General features: G+C 42.5%; 28 protein-coding genes and 1 pseudogene. 12 read left to right on the forward strand and 17 right to left on the reverse strand.

The features are described 5' to 3' along the window. The 3 genes from queC to MS_RS08510 are packed head-to-tail and all read left to right on the forward strand — an operon-like array spanning position 1 to position 1,746. Positions 1 to 669 (forward strand): 7-cyano-7-deazaguanine synthase QueC, encoded by a 669-nt coding sequence (gene queC / locus MS_RS08500; protein ID WP_041639993.1) that lies wholly within the window; start codon positions 1 to 3, stop codon positions 667 to 669. Between the two features lie 13 nt (positions 670 to 682). Continuing rightward, positions 683 to 1,111, forward strand: a complete 429-nt coding sequence (queD, locus tag MS_RS08505) for a 6-carboxytetrahydropterin synthase QueD (protein ID WP_011201019.1) — start codon at positions 683 to 685, stop codon at positions 1,109 to 1,111. Then, a complete protein-coding gene (locus MS_RS08510; RefSeq protein WP_011201020.1) occupies positions 1,072 to 1,746 on the forward strand; it encodes a 7-carboxy-7-deazaguanine synthase QueE in 675 nt (224 codons plus the stop codon). The genes queD and MS_RS08510 overlap by 40 nt, the downstream gene beginning before the upstream one ends. 46 nt (positions 1,747 to 1,792) lie before the next feature. Here MS_RS08510 and folA read toward each other — a convergent pair whose 3' ends face one another. The 3 genes from folA to MS_RS08525 are packed head-to-tail and all read right to left on the reverse strand — an operon-like array spanning position 1,793 to position 3,565. After that, a complete protein-coding gene (gene folA, locus MS_RS08515; RefSeq protein ID WP_011201021.1) occupies positions 1,793 to 2,278 on the reverse strand; it encodes a type 3 dihydrofolate reductase in 486 nt (161 codons plus the stop codon). A 33-nt stretch (positions 2,279 to 2,311) separates the two neighbouring features. Further along, positions 2,312 to 2,776, reverse strand: coding sequence for a threonine/serine exporter family protein (locus MS_RS08520; RefSeq protein WP_011201022.1), 465 nt, complete (start codon positions 2,774 to 2,776; stop codon positions 2,312 to 2,314). After that, the gene (locus MS_RS08525; RefSeq protein ID WP_011201023.1) at positions 2,777 to 3,565 is read right to left on the reverse strand and encodes a threonine/serine ThrE exporter family protein; all 789 of its coding nucleotides are present in this window, start codon (positions 3,563 to 3,565) and stop codon (positions 2,777 to 2,779) included. A gap of 201 nt (positions 3,566 to 3,766) precedes the next feature. Between MS_RS08525 and proB the strand changes: the two genes are divergently transcribed. After that, positions 3,767 to 4,888: a glutamate 5-kinase gene (proB, locus tag MS_RS08530; protein WP_011201025.1), complete on the forward strand. Its 1,122-nt coding sequence runs from the start codon at positions 3,767 to 3,769 to the stop codon at positions 4,886 to 4,888. A 127-nt stretch (positions 4,889 to 5,015) separates the two neighbouring features. On the opposite strand, the gene MS_RS08535 is transcribed toward proB, so the two are convergent. Then, a complete protein-coding gene (locus MS_RS08535; protein WP_011201026.1) occupies positions 5,016 to 5,648 on the reverse strand; it encodes an FKBP-type peptidyl-prolyl cis-trans isomerase in 633 nt (210 codons plus the stop codon). Between the two features lie 94 nt (positions 5,649 to 5,742). Next, positions 5,743 to 6,627 carry an archaetidylserine decarboxylase gene (asd, locus tag MS_RS08540; RefSeq protein ID WP_041640234.1) on the reverse strand — a complete coding sequence of 295 codons (885 nt, stop codon included), beginning with the start codon at positions 6,625 to 6,627 and terminating at the stop codon, positions 5,743 to 5,745. Between the two features lie 626 nt (positions 6,628 to 7,253). Here asd and yceD point away from each other — a divergent pair. The 8 genes and pseudogenes from yceD (at position 7,254) to MS_RS08580 (ending at position 13,897) form a co-directional block, all read left to right on the forward strand. After that, positions 7,254 to 7,778 (forward strand): 23S rRNA accumulation protein YceD, encoded by a 525-nt coding sequence (yceD, locus tag MS_RS08545; protein ID WP_011201030.1) that lies wholly within the window; start codon positions 7,254 to 7,256, stop codon positions 7,776 to 7,778. 17 nt (positions 7,779 to 7,795) lie between these two features. Then, on the forward strand, positions 7,796 to 7,966 hold the full coding sequence (rpmF, locus tag MS_RS08550) for a 50S ribosomal protein L32 (RefSeq protein WP_005544470.1): 171 nt from the start codon (positions 7,796 to 7,798) through the stop codon (positions 7,964 to 7,966). A 27-nt stretch (positions 7,967 to 7,993) separates the two neighbouring features. Continuing rightward, positions 7,994 to 9,010 (forward strand): phosphate acyltransferase PlsX, encoded by a 1,017-nt coding sequence (gene plsX, locus MS_RS08555; RefSeq protein ID WP_011201031.1) that lies wholly within the window; start codon positions 7,994 to 7,996, stop codon positions 9,008 to 9,010. A 40-nt stretch (positions 9,011 to 9,050) separates the two neighbouring features. Next, positions 9,051 to 10,002: pseudogene (locus tag MS_RS08560) on the forward strand (beta-ketoacyl-ACP synthase III). Between the two features lie 64 nt (positions 10,003 to 10,066). Beyond that, positions 10,067 to 11,005 carry an ACP S-malonyltransferase gene (gene fabD, locus MS_RS08565; RefSeq protein ID WP_011201034.1) on the forward strand — a complete coding sequence of 313 codons (939 nt, stop codon included), beginning with the start codon at positions 10,067 to 10,069 and terminating at the stop codon, positions 11,003 to 11,005. 89 nt (positions 11,006 to 11,094) lie between these two features. Continuing rightward, positions 11,095 to 11,823 (forward strand): 3-oxoacyl-ACP reductase FabG, encoded by a 729-nt coding sequence (gene fabG / locus MS_RS08570; protein WP_011201035.1) that lies wholly within the window; start codon positions 11,095 to 11,097, stop codon positions 11,821 to 11,823. A 260-nt stretch (positions 11,824 to 12,083) separates the two neighbouring features. Then, a complete protein-coding gene (gene acpP / locus MS_RS08575) occupies positions 12,084 to 12,314 on the forward strand; it encodes an acyl carrier protein (RefSeq protein WP_005759872.1) in 231 nt (76 codons plus the stop codon). A gap of 233 nt (positions 12,315 to 12,547) precedes the next feature. Further along, a complete protein-coding gene (locus MS_RS08580) occupies positions 12,548 to 13,897 on the forward strand; it encodes an anaerobic C4-dicarboxylate transporter (RefSeq protein ID WP_011201037.1) in 1,350 nt (449 codons plus the stop codon). A gap of 69 nt (positions 13,898 to 13,966) precedes the next feature. Here the strand turns inward: MS_RS08580 and hda are convergent, their stop codons facing one another. From hda to MS_RS08640, 12 genes are all read right to left on the reverse strand, one after another. Further along, positions 13,967 to 14,665: a DnaA inactivator Hda gene (gene hda, locus MS_RS08585; protein WP_011201038.1), complete on the reverse strand. Its 699-nt coding sequence runs from the start codon at positions 14,663 to 14,665 to the stop codon at positions 13,967 to 13,969. 82 nt (positions 14,666 to 14,747) lie between these two features. Further along, positions 14,748 to 15,989, reverse strand: a complete 1,242-nt coding sequence (locus MS_RS08590; RefSeq protein WP_011201039.1) for a nucleobase:cation symporter-2 family protein — start codon at positions 15,987 to 15,989, stop codon at positions 14,748 to 14,750. Positions 15,990 to 16,032: 43 nt separating this feature from the next. After that, positions 16,033 to 16,659 carry a uracil phosphoribosyltransferase gene (upp, locus tag MS_RS08595; protein ID WP_011201040.1) on the reverse strand — a complete coding sequence of 209 codons (627 nt, stop codon included), beginning with the start codon at positions 16,657 to 16,659 and terminating at the stop codon, positions 16,033 to 16,035. Positions 16,660 to 16,803: 144 nt separating this feature from the next. Further along, positions 16,804 to 17,493, reverse strand: coding sequence for a bifunctional phosphoribosyl-AMP cyclohydrolase/phosphoribosyl-ATP diphosphatase HisIE (hisIE, locus tag MS_RS08600; RefSeq protein ID WP_264352521.1), 690 nt, complete (start codon positions 17,491 to 17,493; stop codon positions 16,804 to 16,806). A 60-nt stretch (positions 17,494 to 17,553) separates the two neighbouring features. Then, complete coding sequence (gene hisF / locus MS_RS08605; protein ID WP_011201042.1) at positions 17,554 to 18,327, reverse strand: imidazole glycerol phosphate synthase subunit HisF; 774 nt, start codon at positions 18,325 to 18,327, stop codon at positions 17,554 to 17,556. After that, positions 18,309 to 19,058, reverse strand: coding sequence for a 1-(5-phosphoribosyl)-5-[(5-phosphoribosylamino)methylideneamino]imidazole-4-carboxamide isomerase (gene hisA / locus MS_RS08610; protein ID WP_011201043.1), 750 nt, complete (start codon positions 19,056 to 19,058; stop codon positions 18,309 to 18,311). The genes hisF and hisA overlap by 19 nt, the downstream gene beginning before the upstream one ends. A 14-nt stretch (positions 19,059 to 19,072) precedes the next feature. After that, positions 19,073 to 19,774 (reverse strand): MOSC domain-containing protein, encoded by a 702-nt coding sequence (locus MS_RS08615; protein ID WP_011201044.1) that lies wholly within the window; start codon positions 19,772 to 19,774, stop codon positions 19,073 to 19,075. Continuing rightward, positions 19,774 to 20,358, reverse strand: coding sequence for an imidazole glycerol phosphate synthase subunit HisH (gene hisH / locus MS_RS08620; protein WP_011201045.1), 585 nt, complete (start codon positions 20,356 to 20,358; stop codon positions 19,774 to 19,776). The genes MS_RS08615 and hisH overlap by 1 nt, the downstream gene beginning before the upstream one ends. 18 nt (positions 20,359 to 20,376) lie before the next feature. Further along, the gene (locus MS_RS08625; protein WP_041639999.1) at positions 20,377 to 21,300 is read right to left on the reverse strand and encodes a DUF2806 domain-containing protein; all 924 of its coding nucleotides are present in this window, start codon (positions 21,298 to 21,300) and stop codon (positions 20,377 to 20,379) included. Between the two features lie 446 nt (positions 21,301 to 21,746). Continuing rightward, positions 21,747 to 22,283: a hypothetical protein gene (locus tag MS_RS08630; protein ID WP_011201047.1), complete on the reverse strand. Its 537-nt coding sequence runs from the start codon at positions 22,281 to 22,283 to the stop codon at positions 21,747 to 21,749. Positions 22,284 to 22,542: 259 nt separating this feature from the next. After that, positions 22,543 to 23,295, reverse strand: coding sequence for an NAD(+) synthase (gene nadE, locus MS_RS08635; RefSeq protein WP_011201048.1), 753 nt, complete (start codon positions 23,293 to 23,295; stop codon positions 22,543 to 22,545). Continuing rightward, a complete protein-coding gene (locus MS_RS08640; protein WP_011201049.1) occupies positions 23,292 to 24,731 on the reverse strand; it encodes a nicotinate phosphoribosyltransferase in 1,440 nt (479 codons plus the stop codon). The genes nadE and MS_RS08640 overlap by 4 nt, the downstream gene beginning before the upstream one ends. Positions 24,732 to 24,782 lie beyond the last annotated feature (51 nt).

The raw sequence follows: 24,782 nt of genomic DNA on the forward strand, positions 1-24,782 counted from the left end.
ATGAATATTACAAATCCGAACGGCGACCGCAAAGCGGTTGTTATCTTTTCCGGCGGACAAGATTCTACAACCTGTCTGCTTAAAGCCATTGCCGATTACGGCGTTGAAAATGTCGAGGCGGTGACTTTTCAATACGGCCAGCGCCATGCTATTGAGCTGGAAAAAGCAAAATGGATAGCCCAGGATCTCGGCATTAAACAAACCTTAATTGATACTTCCGTTATCAAAACCATCACCGCCAATGCGATGATGGATAATATTAAAATCACTAAAGATGAAGCCGGTATGCCGAATACATTTGTGGACGGGCGTAATGCCTTATTTTTGCTTTATACGGCGATTTATGCCAAAGGGCAAGGCATTCGTGACATTATCACCGGCGTATGCGAAACCGACTTCAGCGGTTATCCCGATTGTCGCGATGTATTTATCAAGTCCATGAATGTGACGTTAAATCTGGCGATGGATTATCAGTTCAACATTCATACGCCGTTAATGTATTTAACCAAAGCGCAAACCTGGCAGCTTGCCGACGAATTAGGCGCATTAAATTATGTGCGCGAACATACCCATACCTGTTATCTCGGTGTTGAAGGCGGTTGCGGCAGTTGCCCGAGCTGCATTCTGCGGGAAAACGGTCTACAACAGTATTTAGCTTCAAAACAATAAAAGTGCGGTAAAAATGTTTAAAGTTTCGAAAGAATTCAGTTTTGATATGGCCCATATTCTGGACGGCCATGACGGCAAATGCCAAAATTTACACGGTCATACCTATAAGCTTCAAGTGGAAGTGATGAGCGCTCAGCTTCACCAAAGCGGTGCGAAAAAAGGCATGGTAGTGGATTTTTCAGATCTCAAAACCGTCGTGAAAAAATTCATTTTAGACCCGATGGATCATGCATTTATTTATGACAATACAAGCGAACGCGAATGCAAAATTGCCCGTTTATTAGTGGAGCTGGACTCAAAAACCTTCGGGATTCCGGTTCGCACAACCGCCGAGGAAATGTCGCGATTTATCTTTAATCGCTTAAAACATGACGCGGGGCTGCCCGTTTCCGCTATTCGCTTATGGGAAACGCCGACCTCTTTTTGCGAATATCGGGAATAACTGCGGTGGAAAATCTGTTAATTTCCAACCCCCGTTATCCTATTGTGGAAATTTTCGAAAGTTTACAGGGCGAAGGCTTCAACACAGGTATGCCCTGCATATTTGTACGTTTCGGCAAATGTAATCTGGCTTGCCCTTGGTGCGATACGGATTATGAACGGTTCGAATATCGGACTTTGCAGCAAATTGTGGAAAAAGTGCGATCATTTTCTGCCAAAAATATTATTATCACCGGCGGCGAACCGACGATTCAGCCGAATATTTCCTTATTATTGGCGCAATTTAAACGGGACGGCTATTTTCTGGCTATCGAAACCAACGGTTTGAGAGCGGTGCCGCCGCAAATTGATTATATCTCCGCCAGCCCGAAGGCGATGTATGCGGAAAAGTATCGGCGCCGTTGTATTGATTTCGCCCATGAAGTACGTATTGTGATGGATGCCGATGCGGAAAATTTCTGCCAACAAATTGAACAAAAAATTCGTGCGGAGCGTTATTACCTTTCGCCTTGCGAAATAGAAGGAAAAATGAATTTGCTGGAAACCATCGCGTTGTTAGGCAAATTAAATCAACGCCCGAATAAACCCAAATGGCAATTGAGCATTCAAACCCATAAGTTAGCCGGAATCGAATAAAAAAGTGCGGTAGAAAATTTCGATTTTTTTACCGCACTTTTTTAATTTAGGATTTGCGCTCTAAGATTAAAAACCGTAAATCATAGGCGTTATTTTCATCCGCCGGGCGATATTCCTCATAGGAAATTTCCCATTCGTCCGTATTAATTGCCGGGAAAAAGGTATCGCCTTCAAGTTCCGTCTGAATTTCCGTGAAGTACAGTTTATCCGCTTGAGATAAATATTGCTCGAATAACTGTCCGCCGCCGATAAGCATAATTTCGGCTGAATCTTTCAAAAAATCTACCGCACTTTCCAGGCTTTCTTTCCATATAACGCCTTCATGTTCGAAAGGATGACGGGAAAGCACAATATTCACGCGCTTAGGCAACGGGCGACCGATACTTTCAAAGGTTTTGCGCCCCATAATAACCGGTTTTCCAAGCGTGTTTTCTTTAAACCATTTTAGATCTGCAGGTAAATGCCAGGGCATTTGGTTATCTTTACCGATTACATGGTTTTTTGTGGCTGCGACGATTAAACTCAATGTCATAAAATGCCTCTTTCTATCAGATAAAATTGCGGTCTAAACCACAGGTGTGCCCCGATAGAATAGCAGACGCGGCAAAGCAAGTCCAAAAACCAGTGCGCCGAGGATAAAACAGCCCTTTACAAAATTATCCACCATTTGATTAAACAATTCGGGCGATGAGCCTAAAGAATTAATCCGAACAATGGCGATCATGGCTTTGTAGGCATAAACGCCGGGAATCATCGGAATAATTGCCGCCACGGTAAAAACTTTTGGATGGGCAAGATAATGTTGGGCGATACGCACGCCGATAAAGCCGATGAGACCGGCGGCAAAAAAGGTACCGAATACGATAGATACGCCGAAATGCATCAACAAAGTACGTGAAGCGTGCCCGATAGCGCCCAAAATCGCACAATAACCCAATGCTTTAGGCGGCACGTTAAAAATCAGCGCAAACCCCACGGCGGGAATTGAAGCAAAAAACATATCGTCAATCAGTGTGATTAATAAGTCCATTTAATACCCCCAATTTGCAATATTCAATACATTTAAGGCAAATACGATGCCCATACAGGCGCCAAAGGTCAATACAGTAGCAATACTCCAACGCGCCAGCCCCATATTCACATGGCCTTTTAAAATATCCGCAAGGGAATTGATCAGCGGGAAGCCCGGTACCAATAACAAGACACTGGATGCCAATGCAATTTGCGCATCATTTCCCAGCTGAAATTTCAATGCCAAACCGGAAATCATAGAAGCCACAAATGCGGTGCAGCAAAACACGATTAACGGGTTAAAATGCCGTACGGATAATTCTTGACGAATATACATGGCGATAGAAGAAGCTATAAAGGTAATCAGACAAATTAAATTATCGCCGCCGGACAAATGGGCGAAACTTGCGCAGGATAAACCAATCATCAGCACAACAAAATAACGGTTATATTTTATCGGCTTCATATTTTCTAATTTACTTTTCACTTGTTCCAAGCTATAAATCCGATGTTCCGCCGCAATCACGATATGATGAACGTCGGTAACCACTTTCATATTGATGCCTTTATCGATATTTTTTCTTGTAGTAGTTAAACAATGCCCGTCCGTTAATGTCGTGACAATTACGGCATTCGGCGTTAGTGCGCATTCTACGCTGTCAACGCCCAACGCCAAGCCTAAACGAGTGGTTAATGCCACAACTAAAGCACTTTCCGCACCATGTTGTAACAATAATAATGCGGTGTGCACACAAAGACGGGTAATTTCACGTTGTTTTTGTGAACTCACTTCACTTTGATTTTGCATAATTTCTCCTAAAACTGATTCCGTGCAAATTATATGCTTTTCCCGATTAAAAATTTTGTTCTAAATCATGAGCGTTGTAGAGAATTGGAAAAATTTTTTATTTGAATGAAAAAGTGCGGTCAAAAATGAGGTGATTTCTCAATTGTTTAATGCTAATTTAAAGTTCACTTATAAAATTGCGCAAATTCGCAAGGCGGAAAAATGGAACAAAAACAAAACTCGCAAAAAACCATTGTAGTGAAATTCGGTACCAGCACATTAACTCAAGGTACGCCAAAATTAAATCGCGCCCACATGATCGAAATCGTGCGTCAATTGGCGCAATTACATCAGGAAGGTTATCGTCTTGTAATTGTCACATCCGGCGCAATGGCGGCGGGCAGGCATTATCTTAATCACCCGAAACTTCCGCCCACAATCGCCTCAAAACAATTATTGGCGGCGGTTGGACAAAGCCAGCTGATTCAAACGTGGGAACAACTATTTGCCATTTACGATATTCATATCGGTCAGCTTTTATTAACCCGCGCCGATATTGAAGACCGCGAACGCTTTTTAAATGCCAGAGATACGCTTCACGCGTTATTGGATAACCGCATTATTCCGGTCGTAAATGAAAACGACGCCGTCGCCACCGCAGAAATCAAAGTAGGCGATAACGACAACTTATCGGCGTTAGTGGCGATTTTAGTACAGGCGGAACAACTTTATTTGCTCACCGACCAACAAGGATTATTTGACTCCGATCCGCGGAAAAATCCACAGGCAAAGCTAATCCCGGTGGTAAATGAAATTACCGATCATATTCGTTCTATTGCCGGCGGTAGCGGTACAACCTTAGGCACAGGCGGAATGTCCACCAAAATTACCGCCGCCGACATTGCAACCCGTTCCGGCATTGAAACAATCATTGCTCCGGGAAACAGGGAAAATGTTATCGCCGATCTTGCCCACGGCGAAGCTATAGGTACGAAATTTACGGTTCAGACCGATAAACTGGAAAGCCGTAAACAATGGCTCTTTGCCGCGCCTTCCGCCGGCATTCTGACCATCGATCAAGGGGCGGAAAATGCAATATTAGAACAACATAAGTCTTTATTGCCGGCGGGTATTGTAAATATTGAAGGTCGTTTCTCCCGCGGAGAAGTGGTAAAAATCCGCACCCAACAAGGCAAAGATATCGCCCTTGGCATGCCGCGTTACAACAGCGATGCGCTTTATCTCATTCAAGGCAAAAAATCTCAGAATATTGAAAAAATTCTGGGTTATGAATACGGCTCTGTGGCGATTCACCGCGATGATATGATCGTGTTAAACAAATAACCGCATAAGAAGTGCAAAAGTGCGGTCAAAATTATCGAATTTTTGACCGCACTTTAGATTATAAATAAAACACAGATAAAAATAAGGACACCAATATAGCGTCCTTATTTTTTATTAAACCGGATTATTAAAGAATATCTAATAATTCCACTTCAAACACCAACGGGCTGAACGGCGGAATTGATGCTCCCGCACCGCGTTCACCGTACGCTAAATTATGCGGAATAGCTAAACGCCATTTAGAACCCACCGGCATTAATTGTAATGCTTCCACCCAGCCTGCAATAACGCCGCCTACCGGAAATTCCGCCGGTTGACCGCGGCTTACGGAACTGTCAAATACGGTACCGTCAGGTAAAGTCCCCGTATAATGAACGCGCACGGTATCTTCACGGGAAGGTTTATTACCGTTACCTTCCACTAGAATTTCATATTGAAGACCGGATTCCGTTACCTGCACGCCGTCTTTTTTCGCATTTTCCACTAAAAATGCGCGACCGTCTTCTTCAATTTGTTTAAATTGCGCTTGAGCGGCATCTTGCGCTTTTTGCTGTAATTCCTGTAACGCTTTGCTGACTTCATTTAAATCTAACGCAGGGGCATTATTGTTTAATACGTCGTAAATACCTTTCGCTACCGCTTCCGCTTCAACATTTAATCGGCTGTCTAATAATTGCTGGCCGATTTGTAATCCTACGCCATAGCCGCCTTTTGCCGATACGCTGTCTAACGCAACTGAATCAAAAAATTGTTTTGACATTCTATTTTCCTATTTAAATTAATGATGAATGAATGAGTTTTTTCACCCTCTCTATATGGCTCTTTATCCATATAATTCAAGGGTAAAGCCGTAATTATTTTTTATACGCCAAAATTTCACCGACACGGGTAACCGTGTCTACTTGCAAATAATCCGCTAACTTCACGGCATTTTTAGGAAATAAATTAATTACCGTAGAACCTAATTGGAACGCCCCCATTTCCTGCCCTTTCGCTAAGCTGACAGCGCTCTGACCTTCATAAGTCCAGGTACGGATATCTCCCGTTCTTGGCGGATTAATCACCCCCTCCCAAACCGTACTGATACTGGCGGTAATCGTAGCGCCTACTAAAATTTGCACCATCGGGCCGAAATCCGTATCAAACAGGCAGATAACCCGTTCGTTACGCGCCAGTAAATTCGGAATATGGGTATTCAAAAAAGGATTGACGGAAAACAGTTCGCCGGGCACATAAATCATTTTGCGGATAGTTCCGTTACACGGCATATGCACACGATGATAATCGCGCGGCGACAAATAAGTTGTAACAAACTCGCCGTCTTTAAACAGTCGGGTTAATTCTTCATCGCCCGCCAATAGGTCGCGCAAGCTGAAGCTATGACCTTTTGCCTGTAACAATAATTCGTCGTCAATATGCCCGCACTGGCTGATTTTGCCATCTGCGGGCAAACATAAAGCATCGGTATTTTGATTAATCGGGCGTGCGTATTCTTTTAACTGACGAATAAAAAATTCGTTAAATGTCGCATAATCGGAAAAATTCGGTTTTGCCGCTTCCGCCATATGCACATTATATTTTTTAGCAAACATTTTGATCACAAAATGTGTGACGGCACCCCAACGTTTATTGGCAAACCAACCGGCAATTTGTGTTAAATAAATTTGCGGCATTGCATATTGAAAAGCAATTTTTAATCGTTGTCCGTAAGTGATTTGTTTTTTTTCTAATGAATTCATAATGTTATATTCACCTAACATATAAAGTTTTAACTTATCCGTTAATAAGTCGATGGGATTATAACAATTTATTTCCGTTGTGCAATTTATTAGGCTAAGAGGTTACCCGTAAAAAGGCGGAATTTACCAGCAAAATTTCTCTAAAATCGACCGCACTTTTATAACAAAACAATCGGATTTCTTATTAACACGAGTAAAAAGCGGAGCCGTCATGCAGTGACTGATAGTAAGAATTTTCCCTCCGCCTTGCTGGACTTCCCCGACGTTGCGGGGGAAGGAATGGAGTGAAATGGCGTTGGCGTTATCAAAATACGGCAACAATTTCGCTCCCACACAACGTTGGGGGAGCTGTCACGCAGTGACTGAGGGGGCGGGGATTTTCGCCTTTCCGCCTTGCAGGCACCTACCCGACGTTGCGGGGGAAGGAATGGAGTGAAATGGCGTTGGTGTTATCAAAATACGGCAAAAATTTCGCTCCCCACAGCGGTGATTTTTTCCGTTACATTTCTTATTAAAAGACAACTTTGGAAAAATTCCGGCTTTTTTACAACATCACAAGACTTTTCAGCTAAAAAATGATAATTTCCTTTGACTATTTTTCTATCTGAAGGTAAGATTCACGCCCTATGCAAAAGGTAAAACTACCCCTAACCGTTGACCCGGTTAAAGATGCGCAACGCAGATTGGATTACGTAGGCTACTACGCAGCCGATCAGTTGGTTCGTCTTAACGAGTCAGTGGTAAAAGTGCTCAGCGATGCACAGGTAACATTATCGTTTTTCATCGATCCGCAAAAATTAGTGGTGATGAAAGGTCAGGCGCAGGTTGAGGTTGAATTAGAATGTCAACGTTGCGGTCAGACGTTCAATCAAACGCTGGAATGTACGTTTTGTTATAGTCCGGTGGCTAATTTAAGTAAAATTGATGAATTACCGGAGATTTATGAACCGATTGAATTTAATGAATTCGGGGAAATAGATTTAATTGGTACGATTGAAGATGAATTTATTTTAAATCTTCCAATTGTTCCAATGCATTCATCTGAACACTGTGAAGTGTCCGCGCAGGAACAGGTTTTTGGCGAATTGCCAGAAGAATTGGCAAAAAAACCGAACCCGTTCGCTGTATTAGCTAATTTAAAGCAAAAGTAAATTTAGGAGTATAGCCAATGGCTGTTCAACAAAATAAAAAATCTCGTTCACGTCGTGATATGCGTCGTTCACATGATGCGTTAACTACTGCTGCAGTATCAGTTGATAAAGCAAGCGGTGAAACTCATTTACGCCACCATGTAACTGCTGACGGTTACTACCGTGGTCGTAAAGTGATTAACAAGTAATTGAACTTATTACTTTAAGGTAATCACTTGAGTCGTCTAACCCTTGCGTTAGATGTGATGGGCGGGGACATTGGTCCCCGTATTACTATCCCTGCGTCTATAAAAGCGTTGGAAAAAGATCCAATGCTATCTTTGCTTTTGTTTGGCGACAGCCAGCAAATAAATCCCTTATTGGAACAAGTTCCGTCCGCTCTGAAAGAACGTCTCCGTGTTTGTCATTGCTCTCGTGTAGTTGAAAATAATCAAGGTTTATCCTATGCCTTACGTCATAGTAAAGGAACGTCTATGCGTTTAGCTATCGAAGCGGTACAAAAAGGCGAGGCTCAAGGTTGTGTCAGTGCCGGCAATACCGCTGCTTTAATGGGATTATCAAAGGTACTTTTGCAACCGTTAAAAGGAATTGATCGTCCGGCGCTTATTTCTCTGCTGCCGACAATGGACGGCGGTCGCACGGTTATGCTGGACTTAGGAGCAAATATAGATTGCAACGCGAATAATTTATACCAATTTGCTTTAATGGGTGCTATTTTTGCAGAAAATCAACTTGATTTGGTTTTCCCCCGGATTGCTTTATTGAATATAGGCATTGAAGAAATTAAAGGTTATAAATCCATTCGCGAAGCCGCCGATTTATTAACAGGCAACAGTTCGCTCAATTACATCGGTTTTATCGAAGGAAATCTCCTGTTAAACGGCAAAGCGGATGTTATCGTCAGTGACGGGTTTGTGGGTAATATAGCCCTGAAAACCCTCGAAGGGGCGGCAAAAAATGTGATTTCCTTAATAAAAGGAAAATCGCGCAATCATTTATTAAAACCTCTGTTTAATTGGTTAATAAAATTGCTGTTTAAAGACAGTTATCAACGTTTACAAAAAATAAACCCGGATCAATATAACGGGGCATCATTAATCGGATTAACCTCAATCGTTGTTAAAAGCCATGGCGCTGCAAATATTGAGGCATTTAATAATGCGATTCATGATGCTGCATTACAGGCCCGCCAACAAATTCCTGAAAAAATATTGGCAGGGTTACAAAAATAATCTAAAAATTTTAATAAAGTTGTGACATAACGAGAACATTATGTACAGTAAAATCTTAGCCACAGGTAGTTATTTACCTGCACAAGTGCGTACTAACGCCGATTTAGAAAAAATGGTCGATACTTCGGACGAATGGATTTATACCCGTTCAGGCATGAAGGAACGCCGTATCGCCGCAGCGGATGAAACATCGGCGACGATGGGTGCCAATGCGGCGGCAAAAGCCTTGGAAATGGCAAATTTAGATCCGCAGGAAATAGAGCTTATTATTGTAGGTACAACAACTAATTCCCATTCTTATCCAAGTGCGGCCTGTCAAATCCAAGGTATTTTAGGTATTAAAGACGCAATATCCTTTGATGTCGCCGCAGCCTGTACCGGTTTCGTTTATGCGCTTTCTGTCGCCGATCAATTTATTAAAAGCGGGCAAGTGAAAAAAGCCTTGGTCATCGGCTCTGATCTAAATTCCCGCCATCTTGATGAAACCGATCGCAGTACGGTGGTTTTATTTGGTGACGGTGCCGGTGCCGTTATTTTAGAGGCAAGCGAACAACAAGGCATCGTCTCAACCCATTTACATGCATCCGCCGATAAGGAAGATATGCTTTCATTGCCTCATATTGAACGCGGTGAAGACAAATCCGGCTATATCACCATGCAGGGTAATGCCACCTTTAAACTTGCCGTGGGTCAGCTTTCAAGCGTCGTAGAAGAAACCTTAGAAAAAAATAATTTGCAGAAATCCGACTTAGACTGGCTGATTCCTCATCAAGCCAATATCCGTATTATTTCGGCAACGGCCAAAAAAATTAGATATGGATATGTCACAAGTTGTATTAACCATAGAAAAATACGGCAATAACAGCGCTGCAACGGTACCTGTCGCATTAGACGAAGCCATTCGCGACGGACGGATCAAACGGGGGCAACTCCTTCTGCTTGAAGCCTTTGGCGGTGGTTGGACTTGGGGCTCCGCTCTCGTTCGTTTTTAATATATAAACTCCTCAATATTTTTATTGAGGTTTTCACTCGGAATTCAATAAAATAGGAAATACAATGAAAAAATTTGCAATGGTTTTCCCGGGTCAGGGATCGCAATCAGTAGGTATGCTGGCTGAACTTGCCGAACAATTTCCCGTTGTTCAAGAAACCTTTAAACAAGCTTCCGAAGTCTTAGGTTATGACTTATGGCAACTCGTGCAACAAGGTCCTGCCGAAGAACTTAACAAAACCTGGCAAACTCAGCCCGCACTTTTAGCAGCTTCAGTGGCAATTTACCGTATTTGGCAACAACAATACCCGGAATTAAAACCCGAAGTGATGGCCGGCCATAGCTTGGGTGAATATTCCGCTTTAGTTTGCGCAGGCGTTATTGATTTTCAGGATGCTATTAAATTAGTTGAATTACGCGGTAAATTAATGCAACAAGCCGTGCCGGAAGGTACAGGCGCAATGTACGCAATCATCGGTTTAGATAACGAATCTATTATTAACGCCTGTAAAGCCGCCGAACAAGGCGAAGTGGTTTCCGCAGTAAACTTTAACTCTCCTGGACAAGTTGTTATTGCCGGTAGCAAAGCCGCTGTCGAGCGTGCCGCGGCTGCTTGTAAAGAAGCTGGCGCAAAACGTGCGTTACCATTAGCGGTAAGCGTTCCTTCTCATTGCGCATTGATGAAACCGGCGGCGGATCAGCTTGCGGTTTCCTTAGAAAGTATTTCGTTCAAAGCGCCTGAAATTGCCGTTATCAACAATGTCGACGTGAAAGCGGAAAATGATGCGGAAGCAATTCGAACCGCCCTTGTTCGCCAACTTTACAGCCCTGTTCGCTGGACTGAAATCGTTGAACGTATGGCTAAAAATAATATCGAAGTTTTACTTGAAATGGGACCGGGTAAAGTATTAACCGGTTTAACCGGCCGAATCGTTAAAGAACTTTCGGCACAACAAGTAAATGATGCGAAATCATTAGAAACGGTAAAAGAAATTTTAGCTTAATTATTCGTGGTGGGTTTTCGCCCGCCATTTACCAGGGTCTATTTATCCGGTGGTTTTTTAACCCCGCCTACAAACGTTAGGAGACAAATATGCAAGGCAAAATCGCATTAGTAACAGGCGCAACCCGCGGTATCGGTCGCGCGATTGCGGAAGAATTAGCGACAAAAGGCGCTTTTGTTATTGGTACCGCAACATTAGAAAAAGGAGCGGAAAGTATTTCCGCTTATTTAGGTGAAAAAGGCAAAGGTTTCGTGTTAAACGTAGCTGATCAGGAATCTATCGAATCCGTTTTGGAACAAATCAAAAAAGAATTCGGTGATATTGATATCCTTGTAAATAATGCGGGCATTACCCGTGACAACCTGTTAATGCGCATGAAAGATGACGAATGGTTTGACATTATTCAAACCAACCTCACTTCCGTTTATCGCTTATCTAAAGCGATGTTGCGTACTATGATGAAAAAACGTTTCGGCCGTATTATCACTATCGGTTCGGTTGTCGGTTCAAGCGGTAACCCGGGTCAGTCCAATTACTGCGCGGCAAAAGCCGGTTTAATCGGTTTCAGTAAAGGGCTTGCCAAGGAAGTGGCGTCTCGTGGAATTACGGTAAACGTTGTTGCTCCGGGCTTTATTGCAACCGACATGACAGAAGTATTAACAGAAGAGCAAAAAGCGGGGATTTTAGCTAATGTTCCTGCCGGTCATTTAGGTGAACCTAAAGATATTGCCAAAGCGGTTGCTTTCCTTGCATCCGAAGATGCGGGCTATATTACCGGAACTACTTTACACGTAAACGGCGGCTTATATATGGCATAATTTTATTCTTATTCCGTTCCGAAAACAGAAAAAGGATAAAAAGCATGGCAAAGCATTAGTCTTAATGCTAGAATTAACCTTGCTATAACGTGAGTTACGCAACAGCGTATGCAAAAACGTAACTGATTTCTAACCGTTTGTATGTTCCAATTTGTTTGTATTGTGGTTTGACCACGCAAAGAAATAGCTTGCAAGTTTTGGAAAAATACATACACTATTTACCTTATCGCATTGGGCGAGAACTACAATAGGAAAAAAAAATGAGCATTGAAGAACGCGTAAAAAAAATCATTGTTGATCAATTAGGTGTTAAAGAAGAAGAAGTTAAATCCGAAGCGTCTTTCATCGAAGACTTAGGTGCCGACTCTTTAGACACAGTTGAATTAGTAATGGCTTTAGAAGAAGAATTCGATATCGAAATTCCTGATGAAGAAGCTGAAAAAATTACAACGGTTCAATCAGCAATTGATTACGTTCAAAACAATCAATAATTAATTCATTAAGGCGGTAATAACCGCCTTAATTTTTTATCTCATTCTCCCCCCCTTTCATCTTTTTGTGTTATCCCTGAATAGCTAAAAAATAACCAACTTATTACATTTTTTTGATTTAAATAAAACTTTTATAAGAATCCTGTAATAAATGAATTAAATCAATTGAAAGCATTTCTAATTCACGTATCATTTGCGTAGTTTTTAAAAATAACTCTTTCGGGGAATTAATCATGCTTTATTTAGAATTTCTGTTTCTATTATTAATGCTTTATACGGGTAGCCGTTTCGGCGGTATTGGTCTTGGGGTAATTTCAGGTATCGGGCTGGTTATTGAAGTATTCATACTTCGTATGCCGTTAGGTAAAGCGCCAATTGATGTAATGCTTGTAATCTTAGCCGTAGTAACTTGTGCCTCCATACTTGAAGCGGCCGGCGGTTTAAAATATATGTTACAAATTGCAGAACGCGTACTGCGCAGTAACCCAAAACGCGTAACTATTTTAGCGCCGATGGTAACTTACGTAATGACATTCATGTTAGGTACCGGTCACTCAGTTTACTCCGTAATGCCGATCATCGGTGATATCGCGTTAAAAAACAAAATCCGTCCGGAACGTCCGATGGCGGTTTCATCCGTAGCTTCGCAATTAGCTATTACATCCAGCCCGTTATCCGCGGCAATTGCTTATTATTTAACGCAAATCACTAAAATGCCGGGCTATGAACATATCACATTGTTGAACATTATTTCAGTGACCGTTCCGGCAACTTTCGTCGGTACTATGGCAATGGCGCTTTACAGCTTACGTCGCGGTAAAGAATTGGAAGATGATCCGGAATATCAACGTCGTTTAAAAGATCCGACTTGGCGCGATCGTATTTTAAATACGACTGCAACCTCTTTAGATGCGGAATTACCTCGTTCGGCAAAAATGGCGGTATGGTTATTCGTACTTTCGCTTGTTACCGTTGTAGTCATCGCAATGCTTCCTGAAATCCGCACAGTAGGTGTGCCGGTGGATGGCAAACCGGTGAAAGCGATTTCTATGTCATTCATTATCCAAATGATGATGCTCTGTTTCGGCGGTATTATCTTAATCGCAACCAAAACCAATCCGCAATCCGTACCAAACGGGGTGGTGTTTAAATCAGGTATGGTGGCATGTATCGCAATTTACGGTATTGCATGGATGAGTGATACATACTTCTCATACGCAATGCCTGAATTCAAAGCGGCGGTAACTACTATGGTTGAAAGCTATCCTTGGACATTCGCTTTCGCTCTATTTGCCGTATCCGTAGTAATCAACAGCCAGGCGGCAACCGCGGTAATGATGTTGCCAGTAGGTATCAGCTTAGGCTTACCGGCGCCCGTATTAGTCGGTTTAATCCCGGCGACTTACGCGTACTTCTTCATTCCTAACTATCCGTCAGATATCGCAACCGTGAACTTTGACGTAACGGGTACAACCAAAATCGGTAAATACTACTTCAATCACAGCTTCATGATACCGGGTCTTATCGGTGTAACCACAGCTTGTTTGGTAGGTTATGCCTTAGCTCATATGATTATTGTTTAATTTAATCAGACAATATCATCTTAAAAGTGCGGTCAAAATTTTCAAAGTTTTGACCGCACTTTTTATTGTTTAAAGTCCGAGAGTTTCTTTCACGAAAGGAATGGTGAGTTTGCGCTGCGCTTGCAAGGAAGCCTTATCCAATTTAAGCAAAGCGTCAAATAAGGTGTGCATATCGCGGTCTAAACGTTTTAATAGAAAATTTGCCGTTTCATCAGGCAATTCAATCCCGCGTTCATGGGCATTACGTTGTAAGACCAGAATTTTTTCTTCATCGGTAAATACATTAAGATGATAAATTTCGCCCCAGGTTAAACGTGAAGCAAGATCAGGCAACTTAATCGGCAATGCGTTAGGCGATTGATTGGCACTGATTAATAATAAAGTATTTTCTTTTTCTTTAATGCGGTTAAACAAATCAAAAATCGCGATTTCCCATTCTTCATTACCAACCACAAGCTGTAAGTCATCAAGACATACCGCATCCTGGTATTCCAGATTTTCTAAAACTGCGGGAGAAAAATACTGAGATTTGCTTAAAGGTACATAAATTGCAGGGCGATTCTGCAATAAAAATTGATTAGACACCGCTTTCAATAAGTGGCTTTTACCGCTTCCTTCGGCGCCCCATACATAAAAGAATTGCTGTTTAAGGCAGGCAATATTTTTAGATAAAGAATCAACCAGCAGATCATTATGACCTACAAAAAAATTATCCAGGGTTTCGTCGTCAATTTGATGAATCGGTAAAGGAAGTTGATGCTCTGACAAAAAATAATCCTAACTAAAATAAATGAGGTAAGAATATAGCTGAAAAAAATAGGGGTAGGCAAGGCTCAACCCCATTTTTTATTTATTCCATCTGATTTTTTGCTTTCGGTAACAACAGGTTCAATACAATGGCGACCACCGCACATAAGCTGATACCTTTGAGAGAAAGCTCTCCCACATTCACAAACATACCGCCGATACCGAAGGTCATCACTACCGAAATAATACATAGGTTACGGGCTTCCGTTACATCCACTTTATCGCGAATTAAGGTACTCATCCCTACCACCGCAATCGAACCGAACACTAACATCATAATACCGCCCATAACGATAGTCGGAATGGTTGATAAAAATGCGCCGACTTTGCCACAGAATGAAATACCGATTGCCCAAACCGCCGCCCAGGTCATAATATTCGGGTTGAAATTGCGGGTTAACATAACCGCACCGGTGACTTCCGCATAAGTCGTATTCGGCGGACCACCCAATAAAGAGGCGGCTGTTGTTGCCACACCATCGCCTAATAAAGTGCGGTGTAAGCCGGGTTTACGAATAAAATCCTTGCCGGTAACGGAACTGATCGCCATGATACCGCCGACGTGCTCAACGGCAGGTGCAATAGCGATTGGTAATAAGTATAAAATCGCTTCCAGTTTAAATTCCGGCGTAGTGATCTCCGGTAAGCTGAACCAAGGTGCGTTCAATACGGGTTGAAAATCAATTAAACCTAAGAACAAACACAAAATATAACCGACCGCTATCCCGAACATAATAGGAATCAATTTCATCATGCCCTTAGAGAAAACCGCAACACACAAGGTAGTAAGCAAAGTAACCATGGAAACCAACACCGCATCGTTATAGCTATAAGCACTATTTTTGCCAAGCGCCATATCTACTGCGGTAGGTGCCAAACCCATACCGATAATAATGATAACAGGGCCGACCACAACCGGTGGAAAAATTCGTTGTAAAGCGCCTGCTCCGCGCATCTTAACCAAGGCGCTTAATGCGACATAAACCAGCCCCGCAAAAGCAAGCCCGCCCATAGTGACTGCGATACCCCAGGTTTGAATACCGTATTGCATCGGTGCAATAAAGGCAAATGAAGAGGCCAAAAAAATAGGAACCTGTTTTCCGGTACATAACTGGAATAACAATGTTCCTATCCCTGCGGTTAACAATGCCGTATTTGCATTTAACCCGGTAATTAACGGCACTAATACCAATGCGCCAAATGCCACGAATAGCATTTGCAAACCTACAAAGGCTTGTTTCGCTTTACTCTGCACCTCAATCGGTGCGTTTGTTTGATTTGTCATGTAAGTTTTAACTCTCTGATTAAAATTAACTTGAAACTAAAAATTATTTTGTGCCGAAAATTTTATCGCCCGCATCGCCAAGACCCGGAATAATGTAACCGTCTTGATTTAAATGATCATCAATTGAGGCGGTATACAATTCGATATCCGGATGAGCGGATTCCAACGCTTTAATACCTTCCGGCGCCGCAACTAAAACCAATACTTTAATGTGTTTGCAGCCCTTTTGTTTTAATAAGTCAATGGTTGCAATCATAGAGCCGCCGGTTGCCAACATCGGATCAACAACGATAGCTAAACGTTCTTCAATGTCACTGGCTAATTTTTGGAAATAAGGAACCGGTTCTAAGGTTTCCTCGTCACGATACATACCCACAACACTGATACGCGCGCTCGGAATGTGTTCTAACACACCATCCATCATACCGAGCCCCGCACGTAAGATCGGTACTACCGTTACTTTTTTGCCTTTAATGCGTTGAACTTCAACCGGACCACACCAACCTTCAATCGTCACAATTTCCGTTTCTAAATCCGCCGTTGCTTCATAAGTCAGCAAACTTCCCACTTCAGTCGCTAATTCACGGAAATGTTTTGTACTTACATCAGCCGCACGCATTAAGCCTAATTTATGTTTCACTAAAGGGTGTTTAACTTCAACTAGTTTCATAAGACATTCCTTAATCTAATTTATTTAAAAAATCAGTAAATTTTAAATCAGAACAATTTAAATTAACAGGGGCTAACCCCGTTATTTTTTCCCAATAAAAAGTGCGGTCAAAATTTTGAAATTTTTGACCGCACTTTTAAACCATTATTTATTGGAACCCTCTGGGTGCAAACCAATACCTTGATGGCGTTCTTTTAATTTATCAATTACGTCTCCCCATTCAAGATTTTGCTCGTGCAACATCACCGTTAAGTGATAAATTAAATCCGCCGTTTCCGAAACAATTTCACCTTTATCTTTAGACAAGGCGGCAAGAGCCGTTTCAACCCCTTCTTCCCCGACTTTTTGGGCGATCTTTTTGGTGCCTTTGGCATAAAGCGTTGCGGTATAAGAGCTTTCCGGATCGGCAAATTTACGCTCTGCCAACACCCGCTCTAACTTGGCAAACCAAGTCCAATCACCTTCACTTTGTGTTGCAAACTGATGGAAACAGCTCTCTTCACCCGTGTGACAAGTGGGACCGATTGGATCGGCTAAAATCAATAACGTATCGTTATCGCAATCCAAACTCATATCCACCGCATTTAAGAAATTGCCTGAAGTTTCGCCTTTTGTCCACAAACGCTGTTTAGTACGCGAGAAAAATGTCACCACTTTTTCATCACAGGTTTTTGCCAAGGCTTCTTGGTTCATATAGCCCAACATTAACACTTCGCAGGTTTGGAAGTGTTGGATGATGACGGGGAGGAGGTTATCGACTTTTTGCCAGTTGATTTTATTTTGCATATTTTTCCTTAATTTTAACCGCGTATATGTATTTTTACGTAGGGACAGACTTTATGTCTGTCCAGCGTTATTTATTTGACGGACAGGGATAAACCCTGTCCCTACGAGTTATCTCCGAACTTCCACACCTTCCCGAGCCAAATATTCCTTCAACTCCCCAATATTGATAATCTGCTTATGGAACACGCTCGCCGCCAAGGCGCCGTCCACATTCGCTTCAATAAAGGCATCACGGAAATGCACCATTTCACCGGCACCACCAGAAGCAATAAGAGGCACTTTGCACACATCACGTACTAATTTAAGTTGGGTTAAATCATAACCGTTACGCACGCCGTCTTGGTTCATCATATTCAACACAATTTCACCGGCGCCACGTTTTTGCACTTCTTTGACCCAGTCGAGCAGTTGCCAGTTGGTTTGGCGGGTACGGCTTTCGTCACCGGTGTATTGATTCACCCAATATTTGCCGGTTTCCTGCTCGAACCAGCTGTCGATTCCGACCACAATCGCCTGTACGCCAAAACGATCCGCAAGGCGTGAGATTAAATCGGGATCAGCAAGAGCGGGAGAGTTAATCGAAATTTTATCCGCACCGAAGGTGAAAATCTGTTCGGCGTCTGCAATGGTTTTGATTCCGCCCGCTACGCAAAACGGAATGTCGATCACTTCCGCCACACGTTCTACCCAGCTTTTATCCACCGTTCTGCCGTCGGATGAAGCGGTGATATCATAGAATACTAACTCATCCGCCCCCTCTTCCGCATAACGAGCCGCCAATGGCACGATATCACCGATAATTTCGTGGTTGCGGAACTGCACGCCTTTTACTACCTGCCCGTTACGTACATCTAAACAAGGGATTATCCGTTTTGCCAACATTCGATTGCCTCCGCTACATTAAATTTGCCTTCCAATAAGGCACGCCCAACGATTACACCTGCCACGCCTGTGCCTTTTAATGCCTTGATATCCTCAAGCGAACCGATCCCGCCTGACGATTGGAAATTCACAGCCGGATATTTAGCGCAGATTTCTTTATATAAATCCACGTTTGAACCCGCCAAAGTGCCGTCACGGGAAATATCGGTACATAACACGTGTTGTAAACCGACAGACTGAAAATCTTCAATCAGCTCTTCAAGCGATACGCCGCTTGCTTCTTGCCATCCGCTAATTGCAATGATTTTTTGACCGCTTGCATCAATGTTCACATCTAATGCCAACACGAATTTTTCCGCGCCGTATTTGTTAAACCACTCTTTAACCATCGCGCGTTCTTTCACGGCGGTTGAACCGATTACCACACGGTTTGCGCCGACTGCTAAAAGATCTGCGACATCTTTCTCGGTGCGAATCCCGCCACCCACTTGGATTTTACAATGGGTTGCCGCAATAATTTTACCGATTAAAGCCGTTTGACGTTTAGCCGGATCTTTAGCTCCGGTTAAATCCACCAAATGCAACTGCTCTGCCCCTTGGGCTAAATAGCTGGCAAACTGCTCGATTGGGTTGTCGCTATATGTGGTTTGTTTGGCGTAATCGCCTTGATGTAGGCGAACGACATTGCCATCAATAAGATCGAGGGCGGGGATAATAATGGATTTTTTCATTGTTTTTTCCTGTATTAAAATTCCGGCGTATTAAAAAATGCGCTTTCGCTGGATTGCTGAGCCAGTTTCTCCGCCTGTTTATAAAGGGTTTTCTTATAACCTTCCGCCAGCGGTGCACAAGCGATCGCTTTATCTAAAACGGTTTTATCCAGATTTTTTGCCGGTTGGGATAACAAACCGTGCACTAGAGCGACGGTCATTTCAGGATAAGGGCGTTTAACTAATTCGAGTTTATCGCCCTGTGCAATCACGCCGTCTTCCAGCACCCGTACATACCAGCCGACCAAGCCCGTTTCCACCACGGTTTTACGGGTTTCTGGCACTTCGGTATTTTTAGATAAGGTATTGCAGGGTTTACGCGGCTGACAAACTTCCACAAGGGCGGAGCCGATGCGGTATTGATCGCCGATACAAACGCTGTTTTCATCTGATTCGGACACCACAAAATTTTCGCCGAAACGGGAATCCTGCAAATAGTCGTAATCCAGCTTCAAAAGTGCGGTCAGTTTTTCCAAAGATTTTTGCGCCATAAAAAACAAGGCTTTATCCACACCGCCGTGATGTTTTTTGTCACCCACGTCATTGCCTTCCGCACCGAGTTGGTGCACACGCACTTTATCCACCGCTTTTTTACGAATTGCCGTTTCAATGGTTGAACCGTCGGAAAGCGAGAGATTTTCCACTTGGGCGACTTTAACCGCCAGAATATGCGACATTACAGATTCTCCACAAAGTTTTTCAACAACTGCGCGCCGTTTTTGCCGGAACGTTCCGGATGGAACTGCACGCCGTAGAAATTTTTACAGCCTAACGCCGCACTAAAAGGCACACCGTAATCGCTGGTGGCGATGGTATGTTCATTCGGCAACACCGCATAGCTATGTACAAAATAGAAATGGCTGTCTTGCTCGATACCGGCAAACAGCGGGTGATCTTGCTCGTAGCGCACTTTGTTCCAGCCCATATGCGGCAGCGGTAAACCCGTGTTCGGGATTAAATCCGTATGCCCGCTCATCAGGCTTAGGGTCGGCACATTGCCTTCGCTGGAATACTCCGTCATCAGCTGCATACCTAAACAGATACCGAGCATAGGTTGGGTGGCGTTTTGGATGGTTTCGATTAAATTGCGATCTTGCAAGATTTTCATCGCCGCCATTGCCGTGCCCACACCGGGCAACAACAATTTATCCGCCGATTTAATGGTTGCAATATCACGGCTAATTTCCGCTTTAATATTTAAGCGATCGAATGCAAATTTTACAGATGACAGGTTTGCACAGCCTGTGTCGATGATGATCATATTATTTTCCTATAATTTTTAGTTATTTGGAATTTTGATAATAGAATAAGTAACTTGGTATTCTTTTTTTAAATAATTGCCTAAATTACCCATATATTCTTTTTGTTTATGAACCAAATTAATATCATTTTTAAATGTAGGCTCAATTAATTGCATTATGGCATTCCCTAATTCAGTTAATATAATAATTGGCTCAGATATAGTTTTTTGAGTTTCCGAAGATAGTACTAATGCATAACTAATGCCTCTAATGTACATTGGCGTATATTGATCAACCGGTGTTGATGCTGAGGTACTTACAGATCCAACATGCCTAACAATTCCAATTTCTTCTAACTGATACCAATTTCCCCAATTTGTTCCCATATTAAAAATAAGATCATTAGATCTATACACTAATCCATTAGTTATAAATGGAATTATCTGTAATATCAGGTTTGCATCATCTTTAGATAAATTCCTTAAACCATCTAAAACTCTATATGAAAAAGTACCTGGTTTTTTCATTTCTCCTGCTAACACTTTACCCCATAATCTATTAGCGTCTTCATTAGAGAATCGACCTGCATTTTTAGTCCATTCTCTTAACCAATCGTTATCTGGTTCTTTTAGCGATTCCTTCGGTATGTCTCCTATATCTTTTATTGTTTCAATAAAGGAATTTATAGTGTTTTGTTGTTGAGTAAGTAATTCAATTTGGTTATTTAAAATTGCTATTTTACCAACAATTTTAGATTGCTTTTCAGGTTCTACTTCAGATAATTTTTGTTTAAGTCTACTTGCTTCGTGTTCTGCATAGACTTTAGCTTTTTCTGTTTCAATTATTCTTTCTGATTCTAATTGATTTTGAATTCTACCTATTTTTAAAAGTCTATCAGGACTATTATTCAGCATATCGAGCCCAATTTTTCCAGCTAAACTTGCTAACCATCCAAATGTCATATTCAATTACCCTCGATGGCGCAAGCGTCCTCGCTTGTGCCTAGACCAATTTTTCAATCCAAGCCTAGACGCTTGAACTATCTGTTATTTTTTATTTCTTACAAGCGGTCAAATTCCCCAAAAACTTTGCAAAAACTGACCGCACTTCTATATTTTAAATCTCCCCCAGCCCCTCTTTACAAAAGAGGGGAGCTAATTCAAGGGGCTTATACTCAATTTGACTATTTATCCCCCTCTTTAGAAAAGAGGGGTTAGGGGAGATTTGATAGCGATGTTAATTTCACTTTAATCAAATTACAACCCCGTTGCCGCAAGCGTCCTTGCTTGTGCCTAAACCAATTTTTCAGTCCAAGCGTGAACGCTTGAACTATCTGTTATTTCTTACAAACTGTCGAATGCAAATTTTACAGATGACAGGTTTGAACAGTTTGTGTCGGTGATCATGGTTAATTTAATTCGTTAAGTGTTACGCCACATTCGTTTGTTGAGCTACTTGGAATCACTTCATAATTTTTACCGGCTTCAGCAACAAATGAGATTTCCTTTCCACCCGAACATTTGTAGTATGTCGTTGTTGTTTTACCTGTTGTAACATCTTTAAATATATGTGGAGCGCTCATAATCTCGTTCTTTACATTTACTTTCGCATTCGCTGGAATAATAAATTCTTTGAAAAATGGTGTTGAACCGATATTTGAAAATTGGCTAGGATCCTTGCTATATACAGATTCAGGCATACCGATAGATTCGTTTCCTTTTGCACCAACAAGTGATGAAAACGCCTGTCCTACACCTCCGCCAATTGTAATTTTTTCTTTATTTCCATTATGTTCGATGGTAAGTGTTGATGGTCTGCCATTTTGACCAAATATGCGAATACGGGCATCAGTTGAGGCATTATAAGTTTTATCTTTTGTAGATAATTCCGTACCCATACAGCCAGCAAGCAATAAAATAGATAAAGCTAAAGATAATTTTTTCATTTTTATATTCCTTTTTTATTTGTCACAAGCGATCAAATTTCACAAAAAATCTGCAAAAATCAACCGCACTTTTAAGCCTAGCACTTGCGTGCTAAGTTATCCATATCATCAATACGCAAAAGCATAGAGTATTGCATTTAGTTCAATTGCGATCGCAGTGCGTTCGCAATTGGAGTTGCGGTTTAGCTGGATTGGGTAATAATGTCTTTAATATCGTCGATTATTATGACACCAAGCATAGCTCCGTTGTATTTTGGCTTTAACACTCCGCTTCATCGGGTGATTTCGGTTTAGGTGGCAACATACGTTTGTGATGAGAACGGTTGTGCCAGAAACGGATTTGTTGCAATGCCTGCGGGCTAACGGTTTCGCCGCGCAGATAAGCGTCGATTTCCGCATAAGTAACACCCATTTCAGCTTCGTCCGTTTGTCCTGCCCATAAACCGGCGCTCGGTTTTTTATCCAGCACGCTTTGCGGTACGCCAAGATAACGTCCGAGTTCAAATACCTGCTCTTTGCGCAATCCCGCTAAAGGCAGTACGTCCGCTGCGCCGTCGCCGAATTTGGTAAAATAACCCGTCAGCCATTCCGCCGCATTATCGGTGCCTAACACAATAGAACGATGGCTTTGTGCCGTGGTAAACAGCGCAATCATACGCAGTCTTGCCATTAAATTACCCTTTAATACGTTAACGCGCTCCGGTTCGGAATTTAATACCGGGGAAAGTTGTTGCATAATTAAATCGTACCAAGGTGCAATGGAAATTATTTGTCCGTCAATACCGGCGCTTTCCAGTGTGGCTTGCGCATCCGCCACATCTGACGGACTGGTTACTTCGGCGGGCAAAATTAAGGCTTGTACCGGTGCGCCGGTGCGCGCTGCCAAATGAGCGCAGACGGCGCTGTCAATACCGCCGCTGACGCCCAGTGTATAGCCGTCCATCCCGTAAAGTTCGGTTCGTTGGTTTTCCAGCCATTGAATTAAATAATCTGCGTATGCTGCCGTTTTCATTCTTTTTTCCCCGAATGCCGTTCAATCAGATGTCGTTTTAGCGTCCATAAATCCTGCGATAAATCCACATAATAACCATGAGGTTTTTCCAACCGGCGGACTTCATTCCAAAGCGATTGTAATTCCTGTCGGCAATGCGCACGGCTCTCTTCCAGTGTCGGTATGGGCTGCTGTTTTCCCCCTTGCGAAATCCATTGCTGCAATTTTTGTTCCGCAACAAAATCCGTCACCCATTTGGTTTTCCAGGTATATTCCGGGTCAAACAGCATGTAAGGTTTAGTGCTATCAATGATTTCATCATGTAAGGTAATCACATCGGCGATCGCTTTGCGATTTTTATCATACAGGCGCCACAAATTTTTAAAGCCCGGTGTAGTGGTTTTTTGCAAGGTCTCGCTAAGTTTAATTTTCGGAATAATCTGTCCTGCGTTTTCCAGCGCAACAATCTTATATACGCCGCCGAAAACCGGTTCGCTTTTTGCGGTAATCAACCGTTCGCCTACGCCGAAACTGTCAATTTTCGCCCCTTGCAGCAACAAATCTTTAATCAGATATTCGTCAAGGGAATTGGATACGGTAATTTTAGTTTCCGTAAGCCCCGCCGCATCCAGCATTTCTCTCGCCCGAATACTTAAATAGGCTAAGTCGCCGCTATCAATACGGATACCTTTCAATTTATAGCCCCGTGGCGCCAGATATTCGCGATGAACCCGTATTGCATTAGGAATGCCTTGATGCAACGTATCATAAGTGTCCACCAGCAACACCGTGTTATCGGGGTAAGTTTTGGCATATTGCAGAAAAGCTTCGTATTCATTATCGAAACTTTGTACGTAAGCATGAGCCATCGTGCCCAAAGCGGGAATACCGCAGGCAAAATCGCTGTACACATTGGACGTACCGTCTACGCCCGCAATATAGGCTGCACGAGCCCCGAAATGGGCAGCATCAACGCCATGCGCACGGCGCGCACCAAATTCCAGCACATTACGTCCTTGTGCTACACTCACTATACGCGCCGCTTTAGTGGCAATCAGCGTTTGATGATTCAACGTCAGTAATAAAAAGGCTTCAATCAGGGTGCAATCAATAATCGGCGCACGGATCACAACAAGCGGTTCGGCAGGAAACACCGCCGTACCTTCTTTCACCGCCCACAGATCACCGCGAAAACGAAAATGGCGCAGATAATCCAGAAAACCTTCTGAAAAAATCTGTTTTTGTTGTAAAAATGCGATTTCCTGCTCGCTGAACTGTAAATTTTCCAGATAATCCAGTAATTGCTCCAACCCGGCAAAGACCGCATAACCGCCCTCGTCCGGTACCCGTCGGAAAAAATAGTCAAAATAGGCAATTTCATCTTGTCTGCCCTGCTCAAAATAACTGTTCGCCATAGTCAGAGCATAGAAATCCATCAATAATGCACTGTTTTGCATAATGCCTCCTTATTTTTAAATGTCATATAAGCAAAAAATGTAAACTATCAC

The organism is [Mannheimia] succiniciproducens MBEL55E, from assembly GCF_000007745.1.
Classification (GTDB): Bacteria; Pseudomonadota; Gammaproteobacteria; order Enterobacterales; family Pasteurellaceae; genus Basfia; species Basfia succiniciproducens.

Coding starts and splice junctions, on each gene's coding strand:
- queC (WP_041639993.1), top strand. CDS start 1: ATGAATATTACAAATCCGAACGGCGACCGCAAAGCGGTTGTTATCTTT.
- queD (WP_011201019.1), top strand. CDS start 683: ATGTTTAAAGTTTCGAAAGAATTCAGTTTTGATATGGCCCATATTCTG.
- MS_RS08510 (WP_011201020.1), top strand. CDS start 1,072: ATGGGAAACGCCGACCTCTTTTTGCGAATATCGGGAATAACTGCGGTG.
- folA (WP_011201021.1), bottom strand. CDS start 2,278: ATGACATTGAGTTTAATCGTCGCAGCCACAAAAAACCATGTAATCGGT.
- MS_RS08520 (WP_011201022.1), bottom strand. CDS start 2,776: ATGGACTTATTAATCACACTGATTGACGATATGTTTTTTGCTTCAATT.
- MS_RS08525 (WP_011201023.1), bottom strand. CDS start 3,565: ATGCAAAATCAAAGTGAAGTGAGTTCACAAAAACAACGTGAAATTACC.
- proB (WP_011201025.1), top strand. CDS start 3,767: ATGGAACAAAAACAAAACTCGCAAAAAACCATTGTAGTGAAATTCGGT.
- MS_RS08535 (WP_011201026.1), bottom strand. CDS start 5,648: ATGTCAAAACAATTTTTTGATTCAGTTGCGTTAGACAGCGTATCGGCA.
- asd (WP_041640234.1), bottom strand. CDS start 6,627: ATGAATTCATTAGAAAAAAAACAAATCACTTACGGACAACGATTAAAA.
- yceD (WP_011201030.1), top strand. CDS start 7,254: ATGCAAAAGGTAAAACTACCCCTAACCGTTGACCCGGTTAAAGATGCG.
- rpmF (WP_005544470.1), top strand. CDS start 7,796: ATGGCTGTTCAACAAAATAAAAAATCTCGTTCACGTCGTGATATGCGT.
- fabD (WP_011201034.1), top strand. CDS start 10,067: ATGAAAAAATTTGCAATGGTTTTCCCGGGTCAGGGATCGCAATCAGTA.
- fabG (WP_011201035.1), top strand. CDS start 11,095: ATGCAAGGCAAAATCGCATTAGTAACAGGCGCAACCCGCGGTATCGGT.
- acpP (WP_005759872.1), top strand. CDS start 12,084: ATGAGCATTGAAGAACGCGTAAAAAAAATCATTGTTGATCAATTAGGT.
- MS_RS08580 (WP_011201037.1), top strand. CDS start 12,548: ATGCTTTATTTAGAATTTCTGTTTCTATTATTAATGCTTTATACGGGT.
- MS_RS08590 (WP_011201039.1), bottom strand. CDS start 15,989: ATGACAAATCAAACAAACGCACCGATTGAGGTGCAGAGTAAAGCGAAA.
- upp (WP_011201040.1), bottom strand. CDS start 16,659: ATGAAACTAGTTGAAGTTAAACACCCTTTAGTGAAACATAAATTAGGC.
- hisF (WP_011201042.1), bottom strand. CDS start 18,327: ATGTTGGCAAAACGGATAATCCCTTGTTTAGATGTACGTAACGGGCAG.
- hisA (WP_011201043.1), bottom strand. CDS start 19,058: ATGAAAAAATCCATTATTATCCCCGCCCTCGATCTTATTGATGGCAAT.
- MS_RS08615 (WP_011201044.1), bottom strand. CDS start 19,774: ATGTCGCATATTCTGGCGGTTAAAGTCGCCCAAGTGGAAAATCTCTCG.
- hisH (WP_011201045.1), bottom strand. CDS start 20,358: ATGATCATCATCGACACAGGCTGTGCAAACCTGTCATCTGTAAAATTT.
- MS_RS08625 (WP_041639999.1), bottom strand. CDS start 21,300: ATGACATTTGGATGGTTAGCAAGTTTAGCTGGAAAAATTGGGCTCGAT.
- MS_RS08630 (WP_011201047.1), bottom strand. CDS start 22,283: ATGAAAAAATTATCTTTAGCTTTATCTATTTTATTGCTTGCTGGCTGT.
- nadE (WP_011201048.1), bottom strand. CDS start 23,295: ATGAAAACGGCAGCATACGCAGATTATTTAATTCAATGGCTGGAAAAC.
- MS_RS08640 (WP_011201049.1), bottom strand. CDS start 24,731: ATGCAAAACAGTGCATTATTGATGGATTTCTATGCTCTGACTATGGCG.